This window comes from Paenibacillus sp. 1-18, assembly GCF_000520755.1.
Classification (GTDB): Bacteria; Bacillota; Bacilli; order Paenibacillales; family Paenibacillaceae; genus Paenibacillus; species Paenibacillus brasilensis.
Window position 1 is genome coordinate 1 of record NZ_ASSB01000400.1, and the last position, 16,249, is coordinate 16,249.

A 16,249-nucleotide genomic window follows, 5' to 3' on the forward strand; every position below is an offset into this window, starting at 1 on the left:
GCCACAAGGCGTTCAAGGACCTCAAGGCATTCTCTAATTAAGGTTAATATAATGCAAATTTAGATGGGGCTGTCCTAAAGTCATTGAGTATGGCTAGGGACGGCCCCTTTTTTCAATTTTGTCAAACAAAAAGAAGCCGTTCCTTAGTAAAATGGAAGTGACGAGCAACCATTTAAAGGAGGGCTTCTTTTGTACAATCAATATACCATGGACTAACTCTACCCAATTAAATTCATTCAGCGCTTTAAAGCCAAACTTAAAGAACGCGTACGATTGAGTATCGGTACGCGCTAAATATAGAAATAATTATTGCATTAGGTTCTGATCATTTGATTGAGATTTACGGCATCACAACCACTTTTTCCTTACAGGAAGCAATGAATTTTGCATATTGAATGCAAGTTTCTAAGGAATCATTTGGCTCCATTGGCCACCAACGTATCGCTCCCATGGGAGCTTTGGAAGCATAGGTTTCAATTTCTTTAGGAACACGGCCTACAACCACAATTTCGATCTCTTTGAAATTGTTTTTAATACCCTCCTGAAGACTCTTTAATAATTGGGTATTTTCTTTTTCAGGGCAGGAATGGGGAAGAGGGAACAATATTGACATTCTGGAAGTGTCTTCTTGAATAACATGAGCAGATTTCCGAGCAGGATCAATTGTAGAAGTTTCCCATATACGCCTATAAGGCAATTGCTCTGGTAAACCAAGTTCCTTCAATCTTATATAAGTTCTTTGAAGATAGCTTCTATTTAGTTCACTTACAAGAATCTGAATCTGCTTATTTCTAAGGAATGTGGTATTATTTCCATTTTCATTACGATATTGGATATATATCAAATCGGGAATAGCTACAAATTTAGTACATAGAAACGTACGAACCAGCATATCGTAATCATCTGCTACCAGTAGTTCATCACGATGGCCTCCTATCAGATGATAACAGTCTCTCGTCCATGCACGGGGATGATTGGGTAAACCGACCAAGTGACGAATCGTTTTTGCGTTAATGGTTGAATGTTTTTGTGCATTTTGCCATCTGTTCATTTTATGCAGCCAGACTCGATAATGAATACTGTAGCCAAAACCACAATCCCAGCCATACCAATGAGCATGATTATTCCCTTCATATACCTCAGTACAATCCCCATATACAAAACCGCATTCAGGATTTTGTTGAAACGCTTTTACGATTTTCTCTAAGCAATCAGGAGTTAGCTCATCGTCATGATCGACTTCTACCAAAATTTCCCCTGTACATAAGCCTGCTGCGTACCTTTTGACTGCCCCTATATAGCCATTCCGAGCATCTTGGCGATACCTCCGTACACGGTGGTCCTTTAACGGAAGTAGATATTGCTTGTATGTCTCATCTTCATCATCGGAGTCATCAACAATTACCCATTCCCAATTTTTATAAGTCTGCTTTAACAAGGACTGATAAGGTCGCTGAATTTTTTCTTTTGACCTGTAACTGGCAGTAAACACAGATACTAAAGGGGTGTCCGAAGAAAATTGAGTTGAAGGAATCGTCCTATTCTCCGGGAGAGGATCTGTTGCTTTGAGCCAGCAGAAAAATAAATTCATTGGCTGAATCTCGTTGGGTGATTGGAAGTGTAACCAACGTTTTTTTTCGTGAAAAGGCATCAATTTTAGTGTTGTAAATTCTCCCCACCCTTCTCCCAATGAAACGTAGACTCGCGGTTTGTGAATGTTGTTTTCTAATATGGGATCATCAGGCTGATACAAAGTCACTGTAATGTGATTTTCTTCCAACTTATCTATTAATTCTATTACATCTTCCTTTAAAATTTTTTTGGATACAAATATATGGGCTGTCAATAGTGGAGTGAAATTCAGAGGCATGATCATTCATTCTCCTTTACGGGTTTCGAACACCGACGAGAGGGAGGTTCGATGCAGACGAGAGTTTTTGCTAAACCGCTCATTTTTATTCATCATTTTATTTTTCAGCAATATATATGTATGTGTATGTGAGCAAAAGGTTACCCAAGGTGAAATCAACGAAAAATCAGATTTTTTAGGTGTATATCTGAGGCCTTCGTTAGTTCTTCAAGAAGGAGCGCAAAAGAAAGGTGGAGGAACTTGGAATACCCATTAGTAAGTATAGTTATACCTGCATATAACCGTCCTCACACACTAAAAATCGCCCTCGAAAGTGCATTGGAGCAAACTTACCCGAATACCGAGATCATTATCTGTGATGACAGTACAACTCTTGAAGTACAAGAGATGCTAGATCCTTTTTTAAATTCGTATCTCCAAATCCAATATCATAGAAATGAGAAGAATCTTTTTCTTGAAAATTGGCACAAATGTTTTGATTTAGCATCAGGGGAATATATCAATTACTTGATGGATGATGACGTTTTTCATAGAGAAAAAATAGAAAAAATGATCTATTTTTTTAAAAATTTCGAAAACATCACTCTGGTTACCTCTTATCGACAAACCATTAATGAATCAGGGGCTTTGATTCTACCGAGCTATGCAACGAAAAGGCTATACGAAGAAACAAGGATCATGGACGGAAAAATGTTGGGAAACATTGTGTTAAGTCGTTGCCTAAATGTAATTGGTGAACCCACAACCGTGTTATTTAAAAAAACAGATCTTGTCAATCCATTTGGAATATATAAAGGGAGACAGTATTCTCTTCTTAATGATTTAGCTTCTTGGTTGACTTTACTATCCAAAGGAAAAGCCGTTTATATTCCGGAAGAGCTAAGCTATTTTCGAATACATCCTAATCAAAATAATCAAACACTTGGTCCAAAGGCGTTCACGGAATGGTTAGATATAATGATTGCCTCAAGAGATGATGGATTTTTGGAAACTAACGATTTATTTAAAACTGCTCTTTATTCTTATCTTGAACGTATAAAGGGTAGCCCACAATTTGTTGCAGATGTCCTGCGAATTGAAATGATATTAAAAACGTTAAACTAAACATCATGGCTTTACTCATCATATGTGCGAAGGAGGCTGGATCATGTTTGATATTCCCTTCTTACGACCTAATTTAGTAAAAAAAGAAAAATTACTTTCCAATCTTGAAAAAATAGAAGAGACCCGGATTTACTCCAATTATGGTCCCCTAAATAAACTTTTTGAAGAGCGAGTCATTAGTCAAATGTTTGATGGAACCGGATCAGCAGTCACAGTTCACAACGCTACCATCGGGTTGATGCTGGCAATTTCTCAAAGCAAGCGACCAAAGGGAAAATATGCGGTTATGCCAAGCTTTACTTTTGCTGCAACCCCACTTGCTGCCGAGTGGTGCGGTCTTATTCCCTACTTCCTTGACATTGAACCTGAGAATTGGCAAATGAACAGGGAGCAGTTGGAGCAGACAATCAAGCTGCTGGGGGATGAGATTGCGGTAGTTGTCCCTTATGCCACTTTCGGCTCTCCCATTGATAAATCCGTTTATAACAGATTTCTGGAGCAAGGTATTCCGGTAGTGATCGATGCTGCTGCCAGTTTCGGAACTATGACTTCGGAGGAAGAAGTCGCGCATTTTGGCAAAGGTTTCGGAGGAGCCGTCGTATACAGCTTTCATGCCACGAAATCCTTCGGTATTGGAGAGGGTGGCCTAGTATATAGTATGGACCAGGAGCTCATAAAGCGGATTCGTCAGGCGGGAAATTTTGGTTTCTCCAGCAGCAGGGAGTCTGTCATCCAAGGTCTAAACAGTAAGATATCCGAGTATACCGCTGCTATCGCTTTAGCCACTCTCGATCATTTCAAGGCTGTACAGGAGAATAGAAAAATGATCTACCAATATTATCTTCAACAACTGCGTCAAACAGGCTTGTTAGAAGAAGGATGGTCTATGCAAAAACTGCAAGGCACAGTAGTTCACCAATTTATATCCATCCTTAGTCCGGCCTCCCACAGCAATCAAGAAGTCGTTGAATTATTAGCCTCAAATTCCATAGAAGCCAGAACCTACTTTTCTCCAGCATGCCATCAGCAGATGCAGTTCCAAAGCTATCCCCATTCTACGCTTGATGTTACCGAGTATATTGCCAAACATATTGTCAGCTTGCCCTTGTGGGAGGAGCTGGACGAGAAAATTGTTCAAAAAATTGTGAATGTGCTAAAGAGCTTGGGGAGAGAAAAACTGGATGAGGAAAATTATAATTTGGGGATCGGGCGGACATGCCAGGGAGATTAACTGGTTATGTGAAGAGATTGGAATTCAGGTGGTAGGATTTTTGGACGAACGGCCTGAGACGAAAGGTCAGGTTGTAGATGGCGTTCCTGTGTTGGGGACGCTGGTTGATATTGAACTGTTAAAACATGAGGTAGAGCTCCTATGTGCAGGAGTGGGTGACCCGGCATTAAAGAAGCGATTTGCCTATGATACCATTCGCTCAGGATTTCGTATATCAGCCCCGTTAATACACCCCCATGTTCGCCTGTCTCGGAGAAATGTCATTGGCGAGGGGAGCATGATCTTTGAGGGGGCAGTCCTGTCGGGCAATATTAAGATCGGAAATCATGTAATTATCAATCGGAGTGTCAGCATCAGTCATGATGCGGTTATTGGTAATTATGTAACTATATCCCCAGGTGTGAATCTGGCAGGTAATGTAACCATAGATGATGGAGCCTATGTTGGCATTGGAACCTCGGTACGGGAGAAGCGTCACATCGGCTGTTGGTCAGTAATTGGTGGCGGAGCTTTTGTCAAAGACAATATACCCGAATTTACCATGGCTGCAGGTGTACCTGCAGTCATTAAAAAACGATTAGCTGATGAGTAGCTAGTCAAATGAGTAAGGCCGTACTGGAAAAGGTTCTTATACCCCGATCCCGGCACGGCCTTATTGTATTTTAAAAGCTTATCTCTCCTATGACGCCAAATTTATTAAAGCGCTTTCCTTACATTGTGGCAGTTGCCGTTTTACAGATGAGCGTATTCGTCTTACGGCTTATTAAAAATTAAAGTTTATTTTTGATTATTTTTGTATTACATATTTTCAAATTGAAACAAAAGTGTTATAGTCTCCATAAACAAAAACAAACACAGTAACAAAGCATTCCAAAACTAAAACAGAACTTGGAGGTCTTTTTCCTATGGTACAAAGTCTGTGGAATTCTTCACAAGCAGCTGAGCAGAAAAGCACGCTGGAACAGCTCGTATACCGTTCTAACCTCATCGGCACGGACAGGAGTGTGTGCAACTGGGGAGGCGGCAATACTTCGGCCAAAACAACAATACAGGATTTCCGCGGGCGTGAAGTCGAAGTGATGTATGTCAAGGGCAGCGGTTCTGATCTCGCGACCATGAAAGCGCATAACTTCACAGGACTTCGTATGGAGGATATTCGTCTTTTGTATGAGCGTGAAGATATGTCTGACGAGGATATGGTTGTGTACTTGGCGAATTGTATGATGGATGCCAAGCATCCTCGTGCCTCGATTGAGACGCTATTACACGCTTTTTTACCATTTAGACATGTGGACCATACACACCCGGATGCGATTATCAGCTTATGCTGTGCGCATAACGGCAAGGAGATCGCAAAGGAAATTTTCGGTGACCGTTTTGTATGGGTTCCTTATATCCGACCTGGCTTTAAGCTGCCGAAAATGATTGCCCAAGGTGTACTGAATCATCCCCAAGCGGAGTTGGTATTGATGGAAAAGCACGGCCTGGTGACGTGGGGAGATACGTCCGAAGCGGCGTATGCGAAGACAATCGAAATCATTCAGGAAGCAGAAAACTATATTAAAGCACGTCAAGAGGGAAAACAGCCGTTTGGCGGCGTAAATTATAAAGCGCTTACTTTCGAGGAGCACCGCAGCATTGCTTCCCAGGTCATGCCAGCTGTCCGGGGAGCGGTCAGTGATGAGAAAAAGATGATTCTTACCTTTGATGATGCGGAGGACGTGCTGGAGTTTGTGAACGGTCGGGAAGCTGCCGCCTTGTCTCAGGTCGGGGCAGCATGCCCGGATCATCTGGTTCATACCAAGATGAAGCCGCTTTTTGTGGATTGGACACCGGATGTGGAGGATGTAGAGGGCTTGAAGATCAAGCTTGCAGAAGGCATAGCAGCCTACAAGGAGCAATACCAAGCTTATTTTGAACGCAATCGTCATGAGGGAGACGTGAGGTTTGAGGCTGCGCCACGTGTGATTTTGATTCCGGGTGTCGGCATGATCAATACAGGCAAAAGCTGGAGCAACGCGCAGGTGAGCGGTGCCTTGTATCATCGTGCTATCGCTGTTATGCGAGGGGCAACTGCGTTAGGCGAGTTTGTTTCGCTCAGTGAAAACGAATCGTATAACGTGGAGTACTGGCCTCTGGAGCTTTATAAGCTGTCACTGGCGCCGGCAGAAGCTGAATTTTCACGCAAAATCGCGCTCATTACGGGCGGAGCAGGTGGAATCGGTAGTGCAACTGCACGCCGCTTGGTGGAGGAAGGCGCGCATGTCGTACTGGCAGACCTGAATCTGGAAGGTGCACAAAAGATAGCCGCTGAGCTGAATGATCTCTACGGAGAAAACCGTGTCATTGCCGTTAAAATGGATGTGACGCAGGAGGATCAGATCCAGGCTGCCTATGCACAAACTGCATTGACCTATGGCGGTGTTGATATCATCGTCAACAATGCAGGTCTGGCTACCTCCAGTCCATTCGATGAGACGTCATTAAAGGAATGGAATTTAAACGTGAACGTGCTGGGAACGGGCTATTTTCTGGTCGCGCGCGAAGCGTTCAAGCTGATGAAGGAGCAGACGCTTGGCGGCAGCATGGTGTTCGTCGGCTCCAAAAACTCGGTCTACGCAGGTAAAAATGTAACGGCCTATAGCTCGGTCAAAGCGCTGGAGGCGCATCTGGCCCGTTGTATTGCCACAGAAGGCGGCGAATACGGCATCCGTGTGAACACGATTTTGCCGGACGCTATTTTGCAAGGCTCGGCAATCTGGAACTCCAACTGGCGCAACGAGCGTGCCGCCGCTTATGGCATCGAGCCAGACCAGCTGGAGGAGCATTACCGCAAGCGGACAACCTTGCTGGTCAACATCTATCCGCAGGATATCGCGGAGGGCATAGCCTTTTTCGCCTCATCCAAGGCGGAAAAAACGACAGGCTGTATGCTGACCATCGACGGCGGCGTACCCGCAGCCTTTACACGGTAGGAAGAAGTTAAATGTACTAATCTACTGCTGCAATAATCCGGGCCACAAGCATATAGTACGAAGAGGTTTTTAATTAGTTGAAAACACGTAAATAAGTTGTGCGACTTATTTACGTGTTTGTATCCTTTATATACACACTAACACTTAAAAATAGAAGTGACTTTATGGGTGGTTAGCAGCGGAGCGGGCGGAATTGTTCTGAAGAAGCGATAGCGTTCGCCTTTGCAACGGGATTTTAACCTTACTCGGTGTTATAAAATGAAAAAATCCCGTTGCAACAGCGATCGAAAGAACAATCCGCACGCGAAGCGGCCTCCCCCGTAACTCACTTTATTTTCCAAGGAGGAACCCCGATGAGTGACAAAGCCTACGCCTTATTCGAGGAACAGCAGCAGCAACGAGGTATTGATCTGGAGCAGGTAAAGACAAAGCTGAAAGCGCTTAGCATAGAAACGCCATCCTGGGGCTACGGTGACTCAGGTACACGGTTTAAAGTTTTTCAGAAAACGGGCGTACCACGTGATCCGTTTGAAAAGCTGGAGGATGCTGCGCAGGTCCACGCAGTCACAGGCTTATGTCCATCAGTCGCCATTCATATCCCATGGGATAAGGTGGACAATTATGGCAAGCTTCGCAGTCATGCCGAAAGTCTCGGTCTGCGGATTGGGGCCGTGAATCCCAACCTGTTTCAAGACGAGGACTACATGCTAGGCAGCGTTACCAATATAGACCCGGCAATCCGCCGAAAGGCCACAAATCATTTGCTGGAATGCGTGGATATTGCGAAGGAGACGGGCTCCAACGATTTTAGCCTATGGTTCGCAGATGGAACAAATTATCCGGGCCAGGGCGACATCCGCAAACGGAAAAATTGGATGCTGGAGGCACTCAGCGAGATGTATAAGGCGCTCACTCCTGACATGCGCATGCTGATTGAATACAAGGCGTTCGAGCCGGCCTTTTACCATACGGACATTGCCGATTGGGGCATGGCTTACAATTATGCGACCAAGCTGGGGCCGCAGGCACAGGTGCTTGTAGATACAGGGCATCATCTGCCGGGGGCCAATGTAGAGCATATTGTTGCCTTTTTAATTGATGAAAAGCGACTGGGCGGCTTCCATTTTAACAGCTATAAATATGCGGATGATGATCTGATCGTAGGCTCCGCCAATCCGTATGAGCTGTTTTTGATCTTTTATCAGATTTTGAACGCGGCTCAGGATGTGGATGCAGATATTCGCCATACCGTGGATAAAATTGCTTATTTGATCGACCAGTCGCACAATATCGAACCCAAAATTCCGGCGATGATTCGCTCGGTGCTGAATGTGCAGACTCAATATGCGAAGGCCTTGCTGATTAATCATGCAGAGGTGGAAGCGGCGGCAAACCGCCAGGATGTGCTGAGTGCAGAGGACGCCGTGCGTAAAGCGTTTGAGTTTGATGTAGCACCGCTGCTTAAAGCGATCCGTGAGGAGCAAGGACTACCTGCTGATCCGATGAAGGCCTACCTGGCGTCTGATTATAGTACGCAGATTTTGCAAAGAGGCAAGGGTGGTGCAAGCTGGTGAGCATCCTCGCGTATGATTTGGGGGCAAGCAGCGGCAGAGTCCTGCTCGGACGATTGACAGATTCACGTATAGAGGTGGAGGAAATCCATCGCTTTTCGAATGATCCGGTCAAGGTTGGCGAACGCCTGCACTGGGACATGTTGCGTCTATATCACGAGGTTCAGCAAGGGCTGCTCAAAGCCAAGCATATGGGGGTGAATCCGTCCAGCCTGGCGATTGACTCCTGGGCGGTCGATTTTGGATTGATCGGAGGAAACGGAGAACTGCTGGGCAACCCTTATCATTATCGCGATTGGCATACCCACGGGGTGATGGAGGAAGTACAGGAACGGCTGGGAAAAGCGTTTATTTTTCAGCGCACAGGCATTCAGTTTTTGACGTTTAACACCATTTATCAATTGGCTGCAATGCGCAAAATGAGCTCACCCTTGCTGGAGCAGGCAGAGCATTTCTTGATGATTCCTGATCTGCTGCGGTATTTTCTAACAGGTGAAATGTATAGCGAGTTTTCTAATGCGACCAGCACGCAATTATATCATCCGTTCCAGCAAGATTGGGATCATGAGCTTCTGGCTGGAATCGACATTCCACGTTCCTGGTTTGGCAAGGTATTGGAGCCGGGAAGTGTCGCGGGAACCGTCCGTTCATCAGTCATGACCGATTTGGGCATTGAAGCGATTCCTGTGATTGCAGTAGCAGAGCATGATACAGGATCTGCTGTGGCTGCCGTACCTGCGCTGGAGCGCTCATTTGCGTACTTGAGCTGCGGAACATGGTCCTTGATGGGGACGGAAACATCACAGCCTGTAATCAATGACGATACGCTTCGATATAATTTTACGAACGAAGGCGGTGTGGGGCGGACCTACAGGCTGCTGAAAAATATCATGGGACTGTGGATTTTACAGGAGGCGTGCAGAGAGTGGGAGCGGCAGGGAAGCTCCTATTCCTTTCCTGAATTGGTTCATATGGCGGAGCAGGCTCCGGCGTTCAACTGTTTGATTGACCCGGATGATGAACTGTTTCTGCATGCCGGGGATATGAAAACACGTATACGCCAATACTGCCGCAATACCGGGCAGCCCTTGCCAGAGACGCCGGGCGAGATCACACGCTGTATTTTGGAAAGTCTGGCCTTGAAGTACCGTTACGTTTTGGAGCTTACGGAGCGTGTATCAGGGCAACAGTTTAACGGGCTGCATATGGTTGGGGGTGGCATTCAAAATCGGCTGTTGTGCCAGTGGACGGCCAATTCGATTCAAAAACCTGTGTGGGCGGGACCGGCAGAAGCGAGCGCAATCGGCAATCTTGCGGTACAATGGATGGCACAGGGAAAGTTCGCCGATATATGGGAAGCACGCCGGGTCATCGCGGATTCTATTACCGTCGAGGGTTATGAACCTGCCGATTCAGAGGCGTGGGAGGATGCCTACGGACGATTCCGGCAGGTGGCGAGACTTTTTGTACATTAAAGATGTGGAGTGAGATTGCCATGCTGGTCGCAGAAAGATATGAAATGATTGTACAACTCGTTAATGAAAAAGGCAGCATACGGGTGTCGGAATTAAGCGAGCTGTGCAAAGTAACAGAGGAAACGATCCGCCGCGATCTGGACCGTCTGGAGCAGGCGGGACGATTGCGTCGTTCGCATGGGGGAGCCGTCAGCGTCAAAAACGAGCAGCCTGAAACACCCTATGCGGTACGAGAAATTATGAACGCAGAGGAAAAGCGCCGGATTGCCGAGGAAGCGGTCAAGCTGATTCAGCCGCATGATCGTATTTTGCTGGATGCCAGCACGACCGCCTGGTATATGGCATCCAGTCTGCCGGATATTCCGTTGACGATATTGACGAATTCGATTCGGGTCGCTACAGAGTTGGCGGGTAAGGAAAAAATCGAGGTTATTTCCACGGGCGGGCAGTTGCTTCAACGCTCGCTATCGTTCGTAGGCCCGCTCGCGGAGCGTTCTTTAGAAACCTATTATGTGGATAAGCTGTTTTTTTCCAGCCAAGGGGTTCATCTGTATCGTGGCATTAGTGAATCGAATGAACTGCAAGCTCGTCTCAAGCAGAAAATGGTCAGTATCGCAGACCGTGTGATTTTACTGGCAGATGCGAGCAAATTTGGACAGCAGGCATTCACGCATGTTGTAAACCTGTCACAAGTGTCCGAAATCATCACGGATTCGCGGTTGTCGGGTCCGATTCACAGTCAGCTTGAGGAACAGTCGATTCCGGTTACGGTTGTGTAAAGCGTGTAGTTTCCGGGGTGAAGGCCGCTCCGCATTTGATTTGATCTTACGATCGCTGTTGCGGCGGGATTCTCTGATGATGTAAAACATGTATAGGTGAGAATCCCACTGCAAGGGCGAAAGCTGACGCTTCTCCAGATTCAAATGAAACCGCTCCGCTACTACCCTCTTTACTATCTATTTAAGATGAACTTGTAAAATGTACACGACAACGGAGTAGGCGGAATGGTGCTGTACAAGCGGTAGCTATGGGAAGCACCATCCGACTGCGTAGTGGCGCAGCAGGTAACTTTTTAAGCTCAGTTTATATAATAGCTATTCCATGGACGGAAGGGGTGTTTCGTATGAAGGTATCTTTATTTATTACCTGTCTGAGTGATGCGATTTATCCCAAGGTGGGGGAAGCGATGGTACGCTTGCTTGCCAGATATGGTGTCGAACTGGATTTTCCGAGGGTGCAGACATGCTGCGGCCAGCCGTCCTATAACAGCGGTTATTGGGATGAAACGAGGGCAGCGGCCAAAACGATCCTGAGAGCGTTTGATGACAGCGATTTTGTCGTATCTCCCTCCGGTTCCTGCACATATATGCTTCACCATTACCCCGAGTTGTTCAAGGATGAGCCCGAATGGCTGGACTCGGCGCGGAGGCTTGAGCAAAAGACGTATGAGTTTACACAATTTATGGTGCAGGTGCTTGGCGTGACCGATATGGGCGCGTCTTTTCCGCATACGGTAACCTACCATCCGTCTTGCCATGGCACGCGTTTGCTCGGCGTAAAGGAGGAGCCGATGCAGCTGCTTGGCAGCGTAAAAGGCTTGCAATTGGTGACGCTCCCTTTTGCCGAGGACTGCTGTGGCTTTGGGGGCACTTTTGCGGTGAAAATGCCGGATATTTCAGGAGCGATGGTAACGGAAAAGGTGGATCATATCAGGGAGACGGAGGCTGAGGTCCTGGTCGGACTGGACATGGCCTGCCTAATGAACATTGCCGGAAATCTTCGGTATCGGGATGAGCCGGTTCGGGTGATGCATTTGGCTGAGCTGCTGTATGAAGGAGTGAAGCACGCATGACCGCTGTACATTCACATTCCATGAGTCAAAAGGTCCGTAAACGCGCGGACTTGGCCCTGAATGACGATTTTCTGCGCAAGGCTGTTCGTTTTACAACAGAGCGGCTGCGTAACGGCAAGCAGGTGGCTTCAACGCAGCACGGAAATTGGGAGGAATGGCGTGAACGGGGCCGTCAAATTCGTTTGCATACCATTGCCCATCTGGATTATTACTTAAATCTATTCGTGGAAAATGCCCGTGCCAACGGGGTGCATATCCATTTTGCCGATACAGCCGCCGACGCGGTACGAATTACACTGGATATTGCTGCACACAGTCAGGCCCGCTCTGTCGTCAAATCCAAGTCGATGGTGTCGGAGGAGCTGCATTTAAATCAGGCGCTGGAAGCGGCTGACATTGAGACGATTGAAAGTGACCTCGGCGAATATATTATTCAACTGGCCGGGGAAGCCCCATCTCACATCGTTATTCCTGCGATTCATAAAAACCGTTATCAGATTGCCGAGCTGCTGTCCAAAGAAGCGGGGGAGGAACTGTCCGCAGATACGACGGTATTGGCAGGTTTTGTCCGCAAAAAGCTGCGTTAAAAGTTTCTGGCGGCAGATATTGGCATGACAGGCTGTAATTTTGCCATCGCGGAGACAGGCTCCATGGTCCTGTTTGAAAATGAAGGCAATGCGCGGATGGTATCGACCTTGCCCAAAACGCAGATTACACTGATGGGGATGGAGCGGATTATTCCATCCTGGGCGGATTTGGAAGTGATGGCTACCTTGCTGCCACGCTCCGCTACCGGACAAAAGCTGACCATGTACATGTCCGGTATTTCAGGCCCGCGGCGCAGCCAGGATGCTGATGGACCGGAGGAAATGCACATCATCATCGTGGATAACGGACGTTCGCTCCAACTGGGCAACCCCGAGTTTCAAGAGCTGCTGAATTGTATTCGCTGCGGGGCTTGCCTTAATGCGTGTCCGGTTTACCGGCACATTGGTGGACACGCGTATGGCGGGACATATAGCGGCCCTATTGGAGCGGTACTTACACCTGCTCTGCACGGCAACATCGAAGAGTGGAATGATATTGCGAGTGCGTCCAGTCTGTGTGGTGCGTGTTATGAAGCCTGTCCGGTCAAAATACCATTGCATGACATGCTGGTTTATTTGCGTAGACGCAAGGTGGAGGCAGGACAAGGAGATCGGCTGGAAACGGCAGGAATGAAGGGGTTCGCGACAGTGGTTTCCAGCTCGAAGCGATTCGCAGCAGCGATAAGGCTGGGGCAGATTGCCCAAAAAGCGGTCGTCCGAAAGGGAGAAATTACGCTTAAGCTGGGTCCGCTAAAGGGCTGGAATACGTACCGTGTGGCCCCGTCGCTGGCCAAAAAGTCCTTCCGCCAGCGATGAAACACACTGGAACGTGAGCTGGAGCAGGAACGAAGCGTTATGCAAGCGGATGTTCGCAGCCGAATGGAGGCAATTTTGGCCGATAGAAATAAAGGAGGGTCGCAGCATGAGTGAAGAGCGTAATTCTTCTACGCAAACAAAAGCAGCTCATGAAGCGTGGCTTCATCAAATGGAAGCAGAATCCCGCGTCAAGCAGGTACGCTTTATGGATGGCATTGCAGCGAAGCTTAAACGTCCGCGACAGACAGAGCCGCCCGTGCAGCCGTTTCGTGGCGCACCTGCGTTTTGGCATGATTTCGAATGGAGCGTGGAGCAGCGCATCCAGGAGTTTACCGCCAACTTTACAGATGTTGGCGGGCATGTCGCGCGTCTGCCGGATTGGGAGCAGACGGCAGACTGGATCGCGCGCAAGGCGCAGGAGCTGGGAGCGGCCTATATTGTCCGGCAGAATGAGCCGGACCTGGAAGCGCTCCAGCTGGAAGCCGCGCTGCCGGAAGTCCGTCTATCGGTGTGGAACACCGATCCGGTCGAGGACTGGAAGGCCCGCGCGGCGGAGGCGGATATCGGCATCGTCATGGCCGATGAGGCCGCCGCATACACCGGTTCGGTAGCGGTGCTATCCTCGCCAAAGAAAGGTCGCTCGGTCAGTTTGCTGCCGACCGTACTGATCATTCTTCTGCCAGTGGAGCGTCTGCGAACGCGACTCGGTGAAATTTTAAGCCGTTTTGACGAAGCCGGGCGTGGGCAATTGCCCGCAGGGATTCATTTTATTACTGGACCCAGCCGTTCATCGGATATTGAAAATGATCTGACCATCGGCGTGCACGGGCCGGGTATTGTTTATACGCTGTTGATCGGCTAGGGGGGTTGCGATAAATACCAGGTGTTCCATACTCCGTCAGCACATTGGGCGCATTATGTATAACATAAAGGCTGGAATCTGTAAGTTGAACTGTTGCATAGGAAGTGGCGTGGACCATAATAACGGCTAATAGGCTGCATAAGCTTCATTTTTTTTCGGCAGTGAACTGGATCTTATTGAACTTCCTCTATTAAAAGATAAAGTTCTTAACAACCTGAAAGGGCAGGGCTTAAGAAACGCTTATCAACTTCTTAACATTTGTTAAGTATCAAGAAAAAGAACTTCCATAGCCTCAATATGAGTGGTAAGGAAGTTCTTTTTTAATACTCATGTCCATTTGTTATTTGCAACGTCTGGTTTGTTCCCGTTTGATTTGTCCACGAATGGCTCCGTTTGGATGACGAATGGTGTAAACATTGACGTAAGCATTGCCCTCTCTGATTTGGCATACCAAATCATAAATGGTTTTGCCTCTGAGCGGACCGGTGAGATCACATGCACGTAGCACACCGCTAACGACACCTCTTTTAACGGTTATTCCAAACTTCGAAGGGCCAAACAGTGTAGCAACAATAGGGCCATTTTCACCTCTGCGTCCCAGATGGATATTCGCTCGGGTTACCCGTGAGATATTGCGCACAGTCAGCTCGAAGCTTAATTGTTGACTAGCTTGACGGTAACGAAATTCGGCGGTTCCTGTCGCATTAGTTCTGACCGGAGGTACTTCATTAGCTCCCTTTAAAATAGCTTTAAACTTATTAGACATTACACCCCTCCTCTCCCAGTGTTGTTTTAGTGTATTCATAGAGCTAAAGAAAGGGCTGCACATTCGCCTATTCATAAGAAGTTGTGTGTTTTGCAAGTGATTCAGTCCAAGCACAAAACAATTCTTTTTCATAGTCTATGAGTATCTGATAGAGAGAGGAGGGGGAACCATGGGAACATTTATTGATGGAAGAACATCCCAAAACGCTTCGACAGCCAACTCTATTGCCATTCCGATTACTGTCTTGAATACGCCAGAATTGTTTGGGCAGATCGGATTAAACACACTAGGAATTACAGGTACGCCACGGGTTCTGCTTAAAGGAACCATATCGCTCCAGCTTCCGCTTGCTTTAGTCGGAATTACGATCACCATTGTAAGAGGTACCCTTATAACTGACCCTGTTGTTTATTCGGCAACGTCTACTTTTAGCTTGAGTGTATTGGCTCCGCAGGTCATCACGTTCTCGGCTGATGACTTTAACCCGCCGGTAACGCCACAGCTGGTGTATACCGCTTTTGTTTCTTCAAACGCACTGGCTACGATACGGGTAGGTCCAGAGAGCTTCGACGGTATTCTGGTAGGGGACTAATGTTGTGAATGAATATCGAATTATGAAATAATGAGATTTGGATTCACGAAGCTTCGCAGATATACCTGCGAGGCTTTTTTGTGCTTCTTTTCTTTTGCATAGAAATCAAATGGGTACAAACCTGTATTCATATGGTAAAATAATGTATGCGCTTACAATAAATTTGAAATATTCTTTTAGTACAATTTAATTTTTGAAGGAGGAATGAAGATTGAAGTGGAAAAAAGGATTGACGGGTATGCTTTTAGCTGCTTTTTTATGTGGTGGACCAGGCTTGGGCGTAGCTCCCCCGGCATATGCGGCCACTGGCGAGTACAAGTTTGGTTTTGGGGGAGGCACGGTCGAAGCAGGCTATACCGGAGTGAGCGCTTTGCTTTCCTACGACAAGTCGCGTGGCTATGGCTTCCGTACTCCTGAGAATATGCGCAATGTAAGTGCCTCCGGGACTGGAGTGGCTTGTGATGCGGTACAATTTATGGCTACCGGAACAAAAAGTAAAAACACCTTTGATGTCACGCCTGTTGAATAACCACAAAATGGTAGAAAAA

General features: G+C 47.1%; 12 protein-coding genes and 2 pseudogenes. 12 read left to right on the forward strand and 2 right to left on the reverse strand.

The window, feature by feature from the left end:
* Window positions 1-340 precede the first annotated feature (340 nt).
* Window positions 341-1,870: a glycosyltransferase gene (locus tag L693_RS0126945; protein ID WP_025721554.1), complete on the reverse strand. Its 1,530-nt coding sequence runs from the start codon at window positions 1,868-1,870 to the stop codon at window positions 341-343.
* Between the two features lie 240 nt (window positions 1,871-2,110).
* On the opposite strand from L693_RS0126945, the gene L693_RS0126955 reads away from it, so the two are divergent.
* From L693_RS0126955 to L693_RS0127000, 10 genes and pseudogenes are all read left to right on the forward strand, one after another.
* The gene (locus tag L693_RS0126955; RefSeq protein WP_025721556.1) at window positions 2,111-2,974 is read left to right on the forward strand and encodes a glycosyltransferase family 2 protein; all 864 of its coding nucleotides are present in this window, start codon (window positions 2,111-2,113) and stop codon (window positions 2,972-2,974) included.
* A 43-nt stretch (window positions 2,975-3,017) separates the two neighbouring features.
* Window positions 3,018-4,205, forward strand: coding sequence for a DegT/DnrJ/EryC1/StrS family aminotransferase (locus L693_RS0126960; protein ID WP_025721557.1), 1,188 nt, complete (start codon window positions 3,018-3,020; stop codon window positions 4,203-4,205).
* Window positions 4,156-4,797 (forward strand): acetyltransferase, encoded by a 642-nt coding sequence (locus L693_RS0126965; RefSeq protein ID WP_025721558.1) that lies wholly within the window; start codon window positions 4,156-4,158, stop codon window positions 4,795-4,797. The genes L693_RS0126960 and L693_RS0126965 overlap by 50 nt, the downstream gene beginning before the upstream one ends.
* A 313-nt stretch (window positions 4,798-5,110) precedes the next feature.
* Window positions 5,111-7,180 (forward strand): bifunctional rhamnulose-1-phosphate aldolase/short-chain dehydrogenase, encoded by a 2,070-nt coding sequence (locus L693_RS0126970; RefSeq protein ID WP_025721559.1) that lies wholly within the window; start codon window positions 5,111-5,113, stop codon window positions 7,178-7,180.
* Between the two features lie 353 nt (window positions 7,181-7,533).
* On the forward strand, window positions 7,534-8,754 hold the full coding sequence (rhaI, locus tag L693_RS0126975) for an L-rhamnose isomerase (protein ID WP_025721560.1): 1,221 nt from the start codon (window positions 7,534-7,536) through the stop codon (window positions 8,752-8,754).
* Entirely contained in the window at window positions 8,751-10,226 is a 1,476-nt protein-coding gene (gene rhaB, locus L693_RS0126980) for a rhamnulokinase (protein ID WP_025721562.1), read from the forward strand. Before rhaI ends, rhaB begins: the two co-directional genes overlap by 4 nt.
* Window positions 10,227-10,246: 20 nt before the next feature.
* A complete protein-coding gene (locus L693_RS0126985; RefSeq protein WP_025721564.1) occupies window positions 10,247-11,005 on the forward strand; it encodes a DeoR/GlpR family DNA-binding transcription regulator in 759 nt (252 codons plus the stop codon).
* Between the two features lie 344 nt (window positions 11,006-11,349).
* Window positions 11,350-12,078: a (Fe-S)-binding protein gene (locus L693_RS0126990; protein ID WP_025721566.1), complete on the forward strand. Its 729-nt coding sequence runs from the start codon at window positions 11,350-11,352 to the stop codon at window positions 12,076-12,078.
* Window positions 12,075-13,595: pseudogene (locus tag L693_RS0126995) on the forward strand (LutB/LldF family L-lactate oxidation iron-sulfur protein). The gene L693_RS0126990 and the pseudogene L693_RS0126995 overlap by 4 nt, the downstream one beginning before the upstream one ends.
* On the forward strand, window positions 13,588-14,343 hold the full coding sequence (locus tag L693_RS0127000; RefSeq protein ID WP_025721569.1) for a LutC/YkgG family protein: 756 nt from the start codon (window positions 13,588-13,590) through the stop codon (window positions 14,341-14,343). Before L693_RS0126995 ends, L693_RS0127000 begins: the two are co-directional and overlap by 8 nt.
* 340 nt (window positions 14,344-14,683) lie before the next feature.
* Here the strand turns inward: L693_RS0127000 and L693_RS0127005 are convergent, their stop codons facing one another.
* Complete coding sequence (locus tag L693_RS0127005) at window positions 14,684-15,109, reverse strand: CHRD domain-containing protein (protein ID WP_025721571.1); 426 nt, start codon at window positions 15,107-15,109, stop codon at window positions 14,684-14,686.
* A 169-nt stretch (window positions 15,110-15,278) separates the two neighbouring features.
* Between L693_RS0127005 and L693_RS0127010 the strand changes: the two genes are divergently transcribed.
* Window positions 15,279-15,701, forward strand: a complete 423-nt coding sequence (locus L693_RS0127010; RefSeq protein WP_025721573.1) for a hypothetical protein — start codon at window positions 15,279-15,281, stop codon at window positions 15,699-15,701.
* Between the two features lie 211 nt (window positions 15,702-15,912).
* Window positions 15,913-16,215, forward strand: a pseudogene (locus L693_RS0127015) (esterase); the annotation flags it as partial.
* Window positions 16,216-16,249 lie beyond the last annotated feature (34 nt).